The organism is candidate division WOR-3 bacterium (assembly GCA_039802005.1).
GTDB lineage: Bacteria > Hydrothermota > Tepidihabitantia > SM23-42 > JAOAFX01 > JAOAFX01.
Genome location: JBDRVV010000006.1, coordinates 31,163 through 46,222 on the forward strand (window position 1 = coordinate 31,163; position 15,060 = coordinate 46,222).

Here is a 15,060-nt window from a genome sequence, read left to right on the forward strand (position 1 = left end):
TTATTTAAAGATGAACATTATCCAAAGGTAAAAATAAAGGGTTTGCACAGTATATTTCTTTGCACCTTGGGCAGAGGATGAATGTAAATTCCTTGAATACTTCTTCTTCCAAAAGATCCTCAGGAACGGATTTGATCTTTTCAAACTCTTTTTTAAAATCAACATTTGTATTCTTTATATTTATTACTCCATCAAAATCAGCAAAAACCTTTATCATAAGCCGATAAAACAAATCACCAGGGTTGATGATTTTCTGGCAACGACTGCATCGTTGTGAAGCCATTTTTAAGATAGGGTCAATAAAACCCTTTTACATACCTCTTTTAATGTTTCAAACACCCCTATGCCCTGCACTGCCACTGCTTCAAAATAAGGATATTTCAGATGTGGATTGAGTACTTTCTGAAGTTCCTCCACTGATGTAATATTAGGTAAATCCCTTTTATTATACTGAATAACAATCGGAATCTTTTCAATTGAAATATTATATGTCTTTAGATTATCCTCCATATTTTGAAAAGATTCTATATTTTCGTCAAATCTTTCAATCTGAGAATCTGCCACAAATACGATTCCATCAACACCTTTTAAAATCAACTTCCTTGAGGCATTATAAAAAACCTGACCCGGGACAGTATACAAATGAAATCTGGTTTTGAACCCCTTTATAGTGCCGAGGTCTACCGGTAAGAAATCAAAGAATAGTGTTCTATCTAATTCGGTAGCAAGACTGATTAATTTTCCTTTAATGTCGGGATTAAGTTTGGTATAGATATATTTTATGTTTGTAGTTTTACCGCCCAAACCGGGTCCATAATACACAATCTTGCAGTTAATCTCTCTTGAAGCGTAATTTATTAATGCCATATTATATTAAAAGCCAAATAGTTTATCAAGTTCGTCCTCGGCTGCTTTTGTAAAGTCTAAATCAAAAGGCTTTTGCGATATCTGGTCTTTGCCGAGTTTTTTGAAAATATCTTCGAAAATCTTTTCTAATTCCTGAGCAGTGTTCTTTGCCTTAACCCTTACTAAACCCAATGTTGTGCGCTGGTCAAATATCACAGCAAGTATTACACGATTTGCAACCAGACACACATAAAGATTTTCTTTTTCTCCTTGATGAAATAATGTAGAAAATTCTTTTTCACCAATTAAAGAAGCGAGCTGGCTTGTCGCAGCAAAATCTGCAGCAGAGAGTGTGGCAAAAGAAGAGACATCCATTCTTGAGGTATCGCCAGCAGAAGTAATGAGCTGACCTGCTTTATCAATAAGCAATATTACCCGGGCGTTCGTCCCCTGAAGTAATCTATTTAATGCTTCAGTTATCGCCCAGAAATCGTCTTCAAAGATGTTAAGTCCTTCCTGCATCATAACATTATAAATATAATTTGATAAAAGTCAAGACTGATTTTAATATTGACATACAATGATTTTAAGATAAAATTTATTGAGGAGGTCGTAATGAGATTTTTCCATTTTGCCTTTTTTTCAATATTAATGATAATTGCGTGTGCCCAGAATGCCTCAGTTGAAATTGGATTTAATGATGGTCTCCTTTTGAGAGGAACTTATGGTGATATAATTGTTCGGGTGACCAAGATAGAGATATTTCAGGGTGGAGAATTTATTGATATATGGAACAATAATAATATCGTGGGTATCCCGTTAAATAGCAATGATTACTGTAGCATCACCAATGGTTATCTTTCAGTTTCTTCTGGTTCTTATAAAAAAATGCGGATAACAATTGATTCATTGAGTTATAAAATTGATAACACAACTATTACCTTGCTTGATTCAGCTTACCAGTTTACTGCTAATGCATTTACTGATATTGTTATTGACGCTAATGATGAATACCGACTCGTTGTGAGTATTGCCAGCGCTAATTGGTTTGACCCGGATTCGCAAAAGATTAAAACCGGACATCAACCATTTGAGGGTGCAAGTTTAAAGGTCTATTATTAATGCATAGGGAACTACTCAAGTTTAAACAAGTTGCATCCACTCAGGATGTATTAAGAAGACTAATAAAAAATGGAAAAGAAATTGCTGTATTCGCCTATCGCCAGACAAGAGGAAGGGGTAGACATAAAAGAGAATGGTTTTCACCTGCAGGTGGATTATATCTTTCTGTGCTTGTATTCCCTGAAAGGCATATAAATTCCATTCCTTTGATTTCCTGCCTTTCGGTGATTGAAACATTGAAGGAATTGAACTTTAACAAAGTTTCCATTCACTGGCCCAATGATGTATTTCTGAACAATAAAAAGATTTGTGGTATTTTGTGCGAGAGGATTGATAATGCAATAATATGTGGGATAGGACTGAATGTTAACATAAAAAAGTTTCCTTCAAAGTTGTCAAATGCTACTTCCCTATACATAGAAACAGGCAAAATTTATAGCCTTGAAAAAATTCTAAAATTGTGTCTGACAAACTTTTGGAAGCTTTATGATTCCTCACAGAATGGCTCATTCAATATCGCAGATGCCTACAAATATATAAGTGGTGTAGGTGAATCGGTTGTAGTAAAGTTATCGTCAAGGGAAATAATAAGAGGTATTATTCACAATGTAGATGAAGACTGGAGTCTCATTGTGCGAACCAACGACGGGTTGATCAAAAGAATTTATTATGGAGATGTAATTAGATTATTATGATCCTAATTTTTGATATTGGCAATACAAATATTCATATTGGATACTACAAAAACGATAAACTAATTCAAGACAGAAATTGGCGCACCGAGAATGGATTTAATAATAAATTGCTAAAATATTTAACTCATGATAAGGCCATTGAAGGCGTAGGTATCGCCTCGGTGGTGCCTTCATTAGATCGAAAGTTATACAGATTTTTTTTGAAAAAATATTCTGTAAAGGCATTCTTTGTCAATGCAAAAATAAGAATGCCCGTAAAGATTGCGTATGATAATATTGGTTCAGACCGTGTCGCAAACATCAATGGTGCGTATATCCGTTACAAAAGTGATTTGATAATTTTTTCATTTGGAACCGCTGTTACTGGAGATGTAGTATTAAAAAATGGGATTCATGTGGGTGGATTGATTATTCCCGGGATTGACACACAAATATGGAGTTTAAAACAGAAAACCGCATTGATTAGAAATATTTATCTACAAAAATCTCCGCCGCTATTAGGCAAAAGTACTAATGGTTGTGTGCAGACTGGTATCATAAATGGAATAAAATTTTCTGTAGAAGGATTTATAACTAAGATAAAAGAAACTTATAAAAGGGATTTTAAAGTAATCGTTACGGGTGGATGGGCAAAAAGATTTAGTTCTTTAATATCTGTAATAGACAGGTATGATAATGATTTAACATTTTTTGGAATTTATCAGCTCTACAGGCAAAATGTCTAAAATTAAAAGATATTTTACCAAAACATCAAGAGAAACAATTGCCCTGGCAAAGAAATTTGCTCGTGAATTAAAGCCAAAGGATATTCTATTTCTTGCTGGAGAGCTTGGTAGCGGTAAGACTACTTTTACCAAAGGAATCTGCATTGGACTTGGAATTAAAGAACCCGTGACGAGTCCAAGCTTCGTCATTGTATCTGAATACAAAGGGAAATTTAAGGTCAGCCATATAGACCTCTATCGTCTAAAAGAGTCTGACTTTTCCTTGCTTCCATTGGAAGAATACTACATAAATGATGGCATAACGATTATTGAATGGGCAGACCGATTACCTCAATTTTTAGCACGTAGCATTAATGGGATATATATATGTTTCAAGGTTTTAAAAAACAACAAAAGGGAGATTACAATTGAGGATCTTAGGAATTGATACATCAACCACCATCTTTTCTTTTTGTATTTTTGATGATAATAAACTTCTTTACGAGTTAAATCGGGAGCGGACTTTTAGTAAAGAGACAAAAGATGCTGGTCTCTTTTTTGCATTACAGGAATTAATGGAATATACGGATAACGAATCGATACATGCAATCGCCCTTAGTATCGGTCCTGGCATGTTTACTTCCTTAAGGGTTGGACTTGCCCTTGCTAAGGGATTAAATTTCAGTAGAAATATTCCCTTATGTGGAGTCAATACTCTGGATGTTATTGCCCAGCCGTTTTTGTCCTTTGATTTTATAAAAAAAGAAAAAGGTGTTATCTGTGCGACTGTCATGGAAGCATTCCAGGGAGAAATTTTTGTAGCATTTTATAATCAAAAAACAAAGATCAGCAATGATATTGTTTGCAGTCCGAGTGAATTTATGCACTATATTAATCAGCATTTTAAGGATAAAAAAGTGTTTGCCATTGGACCCGGGGTTAAAGTATTAACAGGATTTAAAATGGCAGGAGTTATGAAAAAAAATCTGTATATTACAGATTCGCATTTCTTTTATCCTTCGTCGTCCAAAGTTGTTTATGCCGCACTTAATAAAATAAAATTGGGTTATTTTGATGATCCAGACAATCTTGAGCCTTATTATATAAAAAAGAGTTCAGCAGAATTAAAAGGAAGAAAATGAATTGTATAATAAGGGCTATGAAATTTACTGACATTGACCATGTATATAAGATTGAGTGTCAGGTATTCCCCAATCCTTGGCCCAAATCATTCTTTGAAAATGATCTGCACAAGCATAATACTATTGCCCTGATTGCTGATACCAATGGCGAAGTTAAAGGATATGCACTTGCTGATTGTGTGGCAGATGAGTTACACATTACAAATATCGCAGTTGATCCCAGATATCATCATCAGGGTATAGGTAAACAACTCCTTTCAGAATTAGAAAAATTAGGAATAGAAAGGAATTGTATATATGCTTATCTTGAAGTAAGGGTGAACAACCTGAATGCAATTAATTTTTATAAAAAATTTGGTTACCGTATTATACAGATAAGAAAAAACTATTATCTTGATGGCACAGATGCCTATGTGATGGCAAAGGAATTAAAGGAGGTTTTATGAGTTTAATATTAATATCTTTTATTGCCCAGTTAAATCTGTATTTTTTAAAAGATTCTCCAAACCTTCTGGTTCGAATAAAATTAGAAACGCCTGCTCAGCAAATAATTCTCTACTACAGTTTTGGAGATGCAAAATGGGACTCTGTTATTGCCCAGTCATATGCTACACATTTTGATGCAGTAATTCCAGCCCCTGATACTATAAATGCTGTTGGATTCTATTTTCTTTATGATGGTAAGTTGAACAATAACAACGGCAATCTTTATCTCTATGAAGTTAAAAAATCACCGAGAATGATACTACCATTATCTATTGACTATCTTGAAACAATACTCAAGCAGGCACGAAAAAAAATTACAAGCCAGACACATATCGATGAAGGAATTGCACTCGTTGAATATGTTGAGAAGACATTAAAAACAATTCCTTATTTGAAGGGGTCTGAATTGGATAATAAGATCAATCTTTTAATGAGCGAAGTTAATGAATTGAAAGCGCTGGGAGGGCGATGAATTGCCCAAGATGTGGATATAATAATCCTGATACCGCAAATTTTTGTAGCCGTTGCGGACTGCAATTGCTTAAAACAACAGGGCAGCGCAGGCCTGTAGCGGTGATTTTTGCCGATATATCAGGATTTACGCCTCTGGCTGACAAAATGGATCCGGAAGAAGTAAAAGACCTTATTGACCAGTGCCTCCAGCGTTTGGCATTGATTATTCAAAAATATGAAGGTTTTGTAGATAAGTTCATAGGTGATTGTGTAATGGCGCTTTTTGGTGCGCCCCTTGCTCACGAAGACGATCCACTACGGGCAGTCCTTGCCAGCCTTGACTTATTAAAAGAAATCAAGGTATTTAATTCTGAAAAAAAGCAAAATTTATCACTTTCCATTGGTATTAATTATGGATTGGTCGCTACCGGTGACCTGGGAAGGCCGGGTGGATATACAGTTATGGGGGATACAGTAAATATTGCACAAAGGCTTCAGGTTGCTGCACCCAGAGGAAAAATATATGTAAGTGAAGAAATTTATAAATATACCAATCGAGAAATCCTTTATAAGAAACTCAAGAAGATTTCAGTCAAAGGTAAAAAAGAAAAAATTCTGGTCTATACTCCACTGCGAGTGCGATTAAAATATGGACAGAGAAAAATTCAAGAAATCCCGTTGATTGGCAGGGTAGAAGAAATGAATCTTCTCAATAAAATATTTCAGGAAGTGAATGCAGGCAGAGGGCGCGTTGTGGCGATAATTGGCGAGGCAGGAATTGGTAAAACTAAACTCGTTTATGAATTCAAAAGGCAGTTAGAAAAAAATGTATTTATCACCGAAGGCAAAGGGATAGAGTATCATATAAATTCCCCTTATTTTGTTCTAAAGGAAGTCTCGAAAAAGATTTTCGGAATAAACGACAACGATACACCTGCAATGATTACACGGCGGATTACCAAATTCATTGAAAGTAGTGATGATGCTATCTTGAAGGTAAAGATTCCATATTTTAAATATTTTCTTTCTGCAGATTTAACAAGATCTGAGCGGATGCAGATTGAATCAATGCAGAGTGAAGACCGAATCAGATTATTGCTTGAAGCTATTAACTTACTTTTTGTGAAATTATCCAGGTCCAAACCTCTGTTGATGATCTTTGATGACTGCCATTGGATTGATAAGGAAACAATAGATTTTATTCATAATATTGCTGGATCAATAGGATATAAACCAGTTATGCTTATCACCCTTTATCGTCCCACCTTTGATATAGGCAAGATAAGTCGGCTTCCTTATTTTAACACCATAACACTAAAACCGCTGGGGATTGATGAAACGACTGTGCTTTTAAAGAAGATATTACGCTGTGAAAAAATTGACAGTTACTTATTTGCACTCCTTCTTAAAAAATCAGGCGCCATACCATTTTATATAAGTGAGCTCGCTTTAAATCTTGTTAGCAACAATATGATACAAATAAAAGATGGTACTGCTATCTTAAAAGGAGATTTAACACTTACACTGCCGCGCAGCCTTGATGAGCTCATTATGACAAAAATTGACAAGTTATCAGCTGAATTACGATATATCGTTGATATCGCTTCCGTAATAGGAGAAGAATTTTCTTTTAAAATTCTCAATGCCTTGATCCCCGGAAAAGAGAGACTTAAACAGAATCTTGCCTATATTGTCCAGCAAAATATATTTAAAGTAACTGGGGATAAAGATTCTTCAGAAGATGAAAAGTATGCTTTTACTCACAGTATCATGCGGGATGCTGTATATAATTCTTTGTTAAAAAAACAAAGAAGAGAATATCATCAGAAAGTTGGTTTTATTATAGAAAAGATCTTCAATCTCACGATTGAAGAATATTTTGATGCCCTTGCCCACCACTTCTATCTCGGCGGGGAAATTATGAAAGCACTCGAATATCTGGAAAAGGCAGGAGACCAGAAAAAAGAACTTTATCTGAATAGTTCAGCAATTGAATTATACAAAAAGTGTTTAACAATGATTCCTGATGGAATGCCTCACATAACCACAAGAATTTTTGAAAAACTTGGAACGATTTATGAATTAATTGGCGATTATGAAAATGCCTTGAATGCGTATTATAAGATGGAAAGCTATGCAGGAGAAGATTTGGTGGTTAAAGCCAGGAGCTTAAGGCATCGTGCAAACATCATTGCAAATCAGGGAGATTATGATAAAGGATTAGAACTGTTATCACGGGCTTATGAATATTTAAAATCACTAAAAGAAAAATCAAATTTATCAGTATTGCTTGAGTTATCAAATATCAGAAATCTTGAATGCTGGCTTTATCGGATTAAAGGAAAAATGGAAATAGCCGAAAGCAAGGGACTTGAGGCAATTAAAATCATCACAAAAATCAAGGATTGGAAGTTTAAAATTGAATTAAAGCAAGCATTGACCAAGGCATATAATCATCTTTCTGTGATATATTGCGTGAAAGGCGATTTCGAAAAAGCACTTAAATTATGTAAAGAAGCAATTAGTATCGCTGAAGATACCGGAGATTTAAGGGGCAAAGTAAATGCATATAATGTTATGGGCACGGTATTCAAAGCCCAGGGAAATTATGAAAAGGCTATAGATTCTTTCACGGTAAACCTTAAGATTACAGAAGAATTAGGAGATAAGAGAGGCATTGGTGTTGCATACTGCAATCTGGGAAATGTCTATCAACATATCGGTGATAATTCTACCGCCCTTGATTTATATCAAAAATTTCTCGAAATATCACAAGATCTGCGTGATAAATCAAGTATTGGCATGGCATCAAATAATATGGGCATTATCTACTTCAATATGGGTGATTATGAAAGGGCGTTAAAGTTTTTTGAAAACTATCTAAAAATCTCTGAGGAACTCGGTGACAAAAGAGGGATTGCAATCGCATATGGCAATTTAGGAGAAGTTTTAATGAATAAGTTTGAATATAATAAGGCTGTGGCGCTGTTTAAAAAATTTCTAAAAATTAGTCAGAGGATAGGTGATAAAAGAGGGATTGCATCCGCATCCTATAATCTCGGATATGTATATGCTGAAATTGGCAAACTGAAACTGGCATATAAATACTCAAATGAAGCAAAGAATTTTTTTGAATCTATTGGGAATAAAAATGCCCTTGGTATGGTATTGAACACAATTGCTTTGATCAGATTTAAAGACAATAACTTAGAAGAGGCGCTAAAAATTTTAAATTCATCGTTAAGTCTTGCCGAAGCAACCCATTCCATGGAATTAAAGATAAATTGTTTATTCAATCAAGCACGGGTATATGCAGAGATCGATAAAGAAAAGGCTAAAGAAGCTTTTCTCGCAGCAATAGAATTATCTCAGAAATCAAAGATAAAAAAACTCCTGGCAGATATTTATTATGAATATGCACACTTTCTCTACCGAATTGGCGAAATTCAAACAGCAAAAAAATATAAGAATCTTGCTATAAAATTTTATAATGAAATGAACATAAAAAGAAAATAGTTATGCTCGTTACCTTAAATGAAATATTACCAAAAGCAAGAAAGCACAATTATGGGATTGGACATTTTAATACATCAAATCTTGAAATAACTCAGGCAATAATTACAACTGCAGAAGAACTGAATTCACCGGTTATCATTGGTGTAAGTGAAAAGGCGATAAATTATGCGGGTATGAAAATGCTCGTAGGGATCGTCAGCAGTCTTGCTGAAGAGTCAAAAATCCCAATTGTTCTCCATCTTGACCATGGGAAGAACTTTGATATTGCAAAAAGGTGTATAGATGCTGGTTTCACATCCGTAATGATAGATGGCTCATATCTACCTTTTAAGGAGAATTTGAAACTTACAAAAAAAGTGGTAGAGTATGCACATAAGAAAAATGCTTCAGTAGAAGCGGAAATTGGAAGACTCGCCGGGATAGAGGATGATATAGAAGTAGAAAAAAATATTTATACAAATCCTGAAGAGGCAAGGATTTTTACGAAAGAGACTGGTTGTGATGCTCTGGCGGTTGCTATTGGTACATCTCACGGTGCATATAAATTCAAAGGTAGACCAAAATTACGTATAGATATTCTTAAGGAAATCGCTGAAAAAGTAAAAATTCCATTGGTTCTGCATGGTGCATCTGGGGTAAAGCCAAAATGGGTTAATTACGCAAATAGATTCGGAGCAAAAATAGAAAAGACGAGTGGCGTGCCCGACCGTTTAATAAAAGAAGCAATCAAAAATGGGATAGCGAAGATAAATGTTGATACTGATATCAGAATTGCATTCACTGCAGGGATTCGTGAATTTTTAATCAAAAATCCCCAAGAATTTGACCCGAGAAAGATTCTTGGTTACACTCGGGAATTGATAAAAAAGGTGGTAAAAGAAAAGATAATCCTCTTCGGCTCTGCAGAAACAGGAAACAGATAATAGCAAAAATCAACATTTTCTGACAGAAAAATCTGCTACGATTTTGGAATTGGGTGGATAGTTTAACCCGGCGTGTGCATTAATACACACGCCGGTTTTATGTTATCCGTTATACACTGTTACGGATTTTATTGATTCGGGCTTAACCTGAGCCTTCTTAAAGATATCTTGTATCGTCTTCTCATCTGGTGCATTCCAGCAACAGATTGCCTGTCCTGTTTTATCGTCTATATAAGCCCGATCCATCTTTGCGTTGCTTCCCACGGAAGCATTTATAACCTGTGATCAGCTTGACAATACCTGATCTTTAGGCATTGGCGGTAATGTTATTAAAAACATAGCCATTGTAACCTCCTTCGTATATATTATATCTATTTTCATAGAAAACTCAAGAGGCAAAAATCCTGAGTCCTCTCCATATCTTAGTCTCTTGAGATATTAAGTTTTCATACCATATGTCATTATGTATTTTTTTCTGTTGTAACCACTTTTCACAGATATGTATGGAATCACAATTTCAATCCCCCTCTTTCCCCCTTTTGTAAAGGGGGATAACAGGGGATTATTAAATGGAAAAAATCAAGAACTAACTTTTAATATTGAAAAATGTGGAGAGGAGACAGATAAAAAACTGCTTCCTTTCCGGTTTTTGAAACTTAAATTCGCAACACTGGAAAAAATTAAGGCTAAAAACTTGTTAGATTTGCTTTATTTAACCTTGACTTTTGCCAAATGGAAAATAAAATTATAAGAGGTTTATGTGAAGAACTCTGTCTGCCATTTATTGAAAATAATACTTTTTACAGTGATAAATTTCTTCGCAGATTGCGGAAAAAAAACACCACTAATTGATATCACCAATCCCAAAGACGGGGCAGTCGTTGAAGGCATTGTAGAAATAACAGCGCAGGTAATGAATGGGGAAGATATATGGAGTGTAGGATTTTTTATTGATGATTCCCTTGTAAAATTTTTTGAAGAAGCACCGTATTCATATTTATGGAATACAATTCCCCTTCCTGATAGTTCAATTCATACGATATATGCAAAGGCTGAACTTGAAAACGGGAATTATATATACTCCGAAACAATCTCAGTAATGGTCTATAATATTCTGCTCTTTTATGATGATTTTGAATTTTATTATATTCACAATTACCCTTCCCAATACTGGTTTCAAATCTGGCCCGGAATCGGTGAAAGTACCTATGTTGATTCACTTTTTTCCTATGATGGATTTAAGAGTTTCCGACTTTGTGGCTCTTCACAGTGGGTAAGAACTGATGGCATTGAACTTGATTTAAAAAAATTGCATAAACTTACTTATGAATATGCCTTAATGATTCCGGAGACGAGCCCAGCCGGTGCGCTTGCAGGATTTTTTGTAAAATTGAGCCCCACACTGGGTACGATATATAACGGTGTTCTTTTTGATTTCAACGATAGTCTGGTGTATGTGCGGGGTGTTGATCCACAACCAACCGGATATAAGTGGCAAAAAAATCTGTGGTATAATGTAAAAGTGCACCTTGATTATGATAATCTGTTAATGGATGTCTGGATAAACGAACAGAAGATTGCTGATAATGTTCCTGCGGCAGAGGAATCAATTTCTGACACCTTTGCCCTATCCACCGAATACGGCGCAGGGGGCGCAGTATATTTTGATAGAATCCAGATATTAAAAAAATAATTAGTTGGAATTTCTTTCACTTAATCATAAACCCCGAAGGGATGTCTTCCTCTTTTTCTTCACAACTCCGCAATTTTTCTTTTTCTTCAGTGATATAAGAACCAGATTGCTTCCTTTCTTCGCCAATGGAATATACCTGTATCGCAGCGGTTCCTTCAACCGGGCAGCGATTTTCACACATACCACAGCCTGTGCATATTCTTTCGTCCACCACGGGCCTGCTTAAAGAAATTCCATAGATTGTTTCATTAATCATCTTAATTGCATTATACTGGCAGGCTTCATCACATATCAAACAGGCCTTGTTTTGTTCCCATGCAATACACCTCGCCTTGTCAATAATTGCAGTCCCGATCTTCGCATAACTCTTTTCTTTCAAAGATAAATTCCTTATTGCCGAAGTCGGACAAACCTTGCCGCACATATTACAATTTTTTTCACAGGCACCAATGCGCGGCACGAGTCTTGGTGTCCAGAGCCCCAGAATGCCTGATTCAAAAAGACAGGGCTGGAGTCCATTCGTGGGACATACCTTCATACACCTGCCACAATGCAAGCATCTACTTAAAAATTCTGATTCAGGAATTGAGCCGGGCGGACGGATCAATCTTCCTTCAATTTTTTGATGATGAACTGAACGCAATAATGGTGCAAGGACAAAAGCACTGCCGATAGAGAAGATTACCTGACGTTTCTTAATATCAAATTCAGGTTGTGTAAATCTTATTTTATATTTAATTACATTTTCCGGACACTCATAGATACAGTTAAGGCAGATAATACATTCGCCTGTGTCAATCGTCTCATTTTTTGAATCTATCGCACGGGTCGGGCAGATCTTTTCGCATAAAGCACATTGCTTACACCCATCACCAAAGATAAACTTAAATAATGAGAATTTTGCAAAGAAGGCGAATAATCCACCCAATGGGCAGATATTCTGACACCAGAATCTTTTTGAAAAAAAATTCAGCCCGAGTATTATTGCGAAAAATAAAATGGCAAACAATCTTTCGGTATAAGCAAAAGAAGCCTTTAGAGTAAAAATGCCGACAAAAAATGAAATGACAGGAAATACAATCAACAAAAGAGTTCTTTCAAATATCACAATTGGGTCAAAATATTGAATAAAAGAAAAACCGAGAACCGCCGCTGTAATTATAAATATCAGTATTAGATATTTGAATTTTTTGAGTTTATTTTGTATAATCAACAATTTTTGTGGTTTAATGAGCATTCCGGATAAATCAATTACTGTCCCTAACGGACAAATAAAACCGCAGAAAAATCTGCCAAAAATGAGTGTTAAAAAAATTAGAATAAGGGAAAAAAGGTATGGACTGAGCAATATGCGGGTTGAAATGCTGATAATAAAAAATATTAAAGGGTCAAAATAATAAAAATATTGAAAATGAATCTTTGAGCCGTAATGAATTTTGAAGAACAGAAAGACAAAAAATAACAAAAAGATTAACTGAATGGATAATCTAAGTGCGCGGTGCTTCTTTATACACTAACCTCCTTAATCACCATTTTTTCTGTATCAATCTCACCGAGTCCGAGCTCATAAGCATAGGCGATGTGTTTTACATTCTTACCGGTAAACGATTTATTGTACCACTGACTTATGCCTACGGTATAAGAATCAACCGCAACCATATCTGCACCCGCAATAACGGTATTTAATATCACCGTCTTACCTGGACCACCCGGTCCGCCACTCGTCAGAACCCTGGTTGCATCAACGATTGTAAGGTCGGGTTTAAATACCAGTCCAAGTTCAGCAATTGCCCGATGAAGGTCAACCCGATGCAAATAACTTCGGTCCCAGATAAGTCCCATCAAGTTTTTTATTCCCAGACTCACCCCGGTTGCCGAGTGTGATTTTGCTGTAGGAAGGTTGATAAATTTATCTACTTTCTGCAGTTCCCGGGCAATCTTGATGGTTTTCAGTTCCTTGCCGCCTGGCACTTCAATCTCAATAAATTGGCGTTCTTTATTTAGCATCAATAAATTAACTTTGTTTGAATCCACAATTGCCTCTCTAACCCTGCTTTTTTCAATACATATTTCAGCATTGGCCAGCGGATAATCAATAATAACGATCTTTGATGCACCTGCTTCAAGGCAGAGTTCAACGACCTGTTTTATTATCTCAACACTCGTCGTTGCCCCACACTCGGCATTGGCAGAAAAAGAAATATTCGGTTTAATAAGCACTCTTTCTTCAGGCTTAATAAATTTTTCTATACCACCTATCGCATCAACCGCTGCCTTTACAAGTTTACCCTTGTTTCCGCGTGCAACACCAATCATTGGTCTGACTGAATTTTTCCCATTGCTTGCAAAAATTTTCACTGGCAGTGCTAAACTTGCAACAACACCAGCACTTATTTTTAAAAAATTTCGACGGCTGATTATTTTCATTATTTTCACCTATTATTTAAAAAATAATCCGTTTAATACTTAAGTATATAAATATTCCCATCCCTGTCAAGCATAATCTCTATACAATGCTTGACAAATATTAAAATTTGTGTATCATTTTAATATGGCAAAATGGGTTAAGGCAAAAAGATTAAGTGTATTCACCTCAAACCCATATACAGGAAATCCAGCATGGGTTGTTATGGGCGTGGACGATGTCAATGAAGAAAATTTAAAATTACTTGCCAGTGATTTGAACCCAGTCTCTGATACGGCATTTGTTCTCACCGAATCAACCCATGAAGCAGATATTTATTTAAGATTTTTCACGGGCTCTGGAGAAATAAATTTCTCCGGACATGCCTCAATCGCTGCCTATTTTGCCTTGAGTGGCGAAAACATATTGAATTTACAAGAACCCGACACAATAATAAGACAAAGAACAAAATCGGGCATTCAGCAGGTTGAATTGAGGGTAAAGGATAATAAAGTCACAAGGGCAACAATGACACTTGCAAAACCTAACTACCTTGATATTGAAGTCAATCCGGTTCAGCTATCAAGGATCCTTGGTATCAGTCAACATGACCTTCTTGCTGCTAATCTACCTTTTGATATTATTTCAACAGGTTATTATGACCTGATTGTTCCTATAAAATCACTTGAAATAATGAGAAATCTAAAGCCCGATTTTACATTTATGAACAACTTTTGTGTCCGCCTTGGTATACACGGTATCATTGCATTCTGTATGGAAACATTTGAACCCGGTGATACTGTATTTATGAGGCACTTTGCGCCGGTGGTAGGTATTAATGAAGACCCAATTTCAGGAGCAGCAGCAGGAAGCGTAGGATGTTATCTGATAAGAAAAAATCTAATTGAACCGAGTAATTTTTCAAGGATAATTGTGGAGCAAGGTTATTTACAAAACCGCCAGGGGAAGGTATACGTTCACGTTGAATGCAGTCGTGACCAAATATTCAGAGTCAAGGTTGGCGGAAATGCTGTTTTAACCTTCACAGGATATATACTCACACCTTAAAATATATC

General features: G+C 35.7%; 17 protein-coding genes. 11 read left to right on the top strand and 6 right to left on the bottom strand.

The features are described 5' to 3' along the window. Positions 1-4 precede the first annotated feature (4 nt). From ABIL69_03330 to ABIL69_03340, 3 genes are read right to left on the bottom strand one after another with little or no spacing between them, the layout of a single operon-like run. Positions 5-283 (bottom strand): hypothetical protein, encoded by a 279-nt coding sequence (locus ABIL69_03330; protein MEO0123018.1) that lies wholly within the window; start codon positions 281-283, stop codon positions 5-7. 2 nt (positions 284-285) lie between these two features. Beyond that, positions 286-867, bottom strand: coding sequence for a GTPase domain-containing protein (locus ABIL69_03335; GenBank protein MEO0123019.1), 582 nt, complete (start codon positions 865-867; stop codon positions 286-288). Positions 868-873: 6 nt separating this feature from the next. Beyond that, positions 874-1,368: a roadblock/LC7 domain-containing protein gene (locus tag ABIL69_03340; GenBank protein ID MEO0123020.1), complete on the bottom strand. Its 495-nt coding sequence runs from the start codon at positions 1,366-1,368 to the stop codon at positions 874-876. A 93-nt stretch (positions 1,369-1,461) separates the two neighbouring features. Between ABIL69_03340 and ABIL69_03345 the strand changes: the two genes are divergently transcribed. From ABIL69_03345 to fba, 9 genes are read left to right on the top strand one after another with little or no spacing between them, the layout of a single operon-like run. Continuing rightward, the gene (locus ABIL69_03345; protein MEO0123021.1) at positions 1,462-1,968 is read left to right on the top strand and encodes a hypothetical protein; all 507 of its coding nucleotides are present in this window, start codon (positions 1,462-1,464) and stop codon (positions 1,966-1,968) included. Then, positions 1,968-2,663: a biotin--[acetyl-CoA-carboxylase] ligase gene (locus ABIL69_03350; GenBank protein ID MEO0123022.1), complete on the top strand. Its 696-nt coding sequence runs from the start codon at positions 1,968-1,970 to the stop codon at positions 2,661-2,663. The genes ABIL69_03345 and ABIL69_03350 overlap by 1 nt, the downstream gene beginning before the upstream one ends. Beyond that, positions 2,660-3,388: a type III pantothenate kinase gene (locus tag ABIL69_03355; GenBank protein MEO0123023.1), complete on the top strand. Its 729-nt coding sequence runs from the start codon at positions 2,660-2,662 to the stop codon at positions 3,386-3,388. The genes ABIL69_03350 and ABIL69_03355 overlap by 4 nt, the downstream gene beginning before the upstream one ends. Further along, positions 3,381-3,815, top strand: a complete 435-nt coding sequence (gene tsaE / locus ABIL69_03360) for a tRNA (adenosine(37)-N6)-threonylcarbamoyltransferase complex ATPase subunit type 1 TsaE (GenBank protein ID MEO0123024.1) — start codon at positions 3,381-3,383, stop codon at positions 3,813-3,815. The genes ABIL69_03355 and tsaE overlap by 8 nt, the downstream gene beginning before the upstream one ends. Further along, on the top strand, positions 3,796-4,509 hold the full coding sequence (gene tsaB / locus ABIL69_03365) for a tRNA (adenosine(37)-N6)-threonylcarbamoyltransferase complex dimerization subunit type 1 TsaB (protein MEO0123025.1): 714 nt from the start codon (positions 3,796-3,798) through the stop codon (positions 4,507-4,509). Before tsaE ends, tsaB begins: the two co-directional genes overlap by 20 nt. Continuing rightward, positions 4,506-4,955, top strand: coding sequence for a ribosomal protein S18-alanine N-acetyltransferase (rimI, locus tag ABIL69_03370; GenBank protein MEO0123026.1), 450 nt, complete (start codon positions 4,506-4,508; stop codon positions 4,953-4,955). The genes tsaB and rimI overlap by 4 nt, the downstream gene beginning before the upstream one ends. Continuing rightward, the gene (locus ABIL69_03375; GenBank protein ID MEO0123027.1) at positions 4,952-5,467 is read left to right on the top strand and encodes a hypothetical protein; all 516 of its coding nucleotides are present in this window, start codon (positions 4,952-4,954) and stop codon (positions 5,465-5,467) included. Before rimI ends, ABIL69_03375 begins: the two co-directional genes overlap by 4 nt. Beyond that, positions 5,464-8,964: a tetratricopeptide repeat protein gene (locus ABIL69_03380; GenBank protein MEO0123028.1), complete on the top strand. Its 3,501-nt coding sequence runs from the start codon at positions 5,464-5,466 to the stop codon at positions 8,962-8,964. The genes ABIL69_03375 and ABIL69_03380 overlap by 4 nt, the downstream gene beginning before the upstream one ends. Positions 8,965-8,966: 2 nt before the next feature. Beyond that, positions 8,967-9,887, top strand: a complete 921-nt coding sequence (gene fba, locus ABIL69_03385) for a class II fructose-1,6-bisphosphate aldolase (GenBank protein MEO0123029.1) — start codon at positions 8,967-8,969, stop codon at positions 9,885-9,887. A gap of 102 nt (positions 9,888-9,989) precedes the next feature. Here fba and ABIL69_03390 read toward each other — a convergent pair whose 3' ends face one another. Next, complete coding sequence (locus ABIL69_03390; protein ID MEO0123030.1) at positions 9,990-10,151, bottom strand: nickel-binding protein; 162 nt, start codon at positions 10,149-10,151, stop codon at positions 9,990-9,992. Positions 10,152-10,647: 496 nt separating this feature from the next. Here ABIL69_03390 and ABIL69_03395 point away from each other — a divergent pair, with 496 nt between their 5' ends. Then, positions 10,648-11,580 carry an Ig-like domain-containing protein gene (locus ABIL69_03395; GenBank protein ID MEO0123031.1) on the top strand — a complete coding sequence of 311 codons (933 nt, stop codon included), beginning with the start codon at positions 10,648-10,650 and terminating at the stop codon, positions 11,578-11,580. A 16-nt stretch (positions 11,581-11,596) separates the two neighbouring features. On the opposite strand, the gene ABIL69_03400 is transcribed toward ABIL69_03395, so the two are convergent. Together ABIL69_03400 and ABIL69_03405 are read right to left on the bottom strand one after the other, a co-directional pair. Beyond that, positions 11,597-12,817 carry a 4Fe-4S binding protein gene (locus ABIL69_03400; GenBank protein ID MEO0123032.1) on the bottom strand — a complete coding sequence of 407 codons (1,221 nt, stop codon included), beginning with the start codon at positions 12,815-12,817 and terminating at the stop codon, positions 11,597-11,599. A gap of 269 nt (positions 12,818-13,086) precedes the next feature. Further along, positions 13,087-14,007: a DUF362 domain-containing protein gene (locus ABIL69_03405; protein ID MEO0123033.1), complete on the bottom strand. Its 921-nt coding sequence runs from the start codon at positions 14,005-14,007 to the stop codon at positions 13,087-13,089. 124 nt (positions 14,008-14,131) lie between these two features. On the opposite strand from ABIL69_03405, the gene ABIL69_03410 reads away from it, so the two are divergent. Beyond that, positions 14,132-15,052 (top strand): PhzF family phenazine biosynthesis protein, encoded by a 921-nt coding sequence (locus tag ABIL69_03410; protein MEO0123034.1) that lies wholly within the window; start codon positions 14,132-14,134, stop codon positions 15,050-15,052. Positions 15,053-15,060 lie beyond the last annotated feature (8 nt).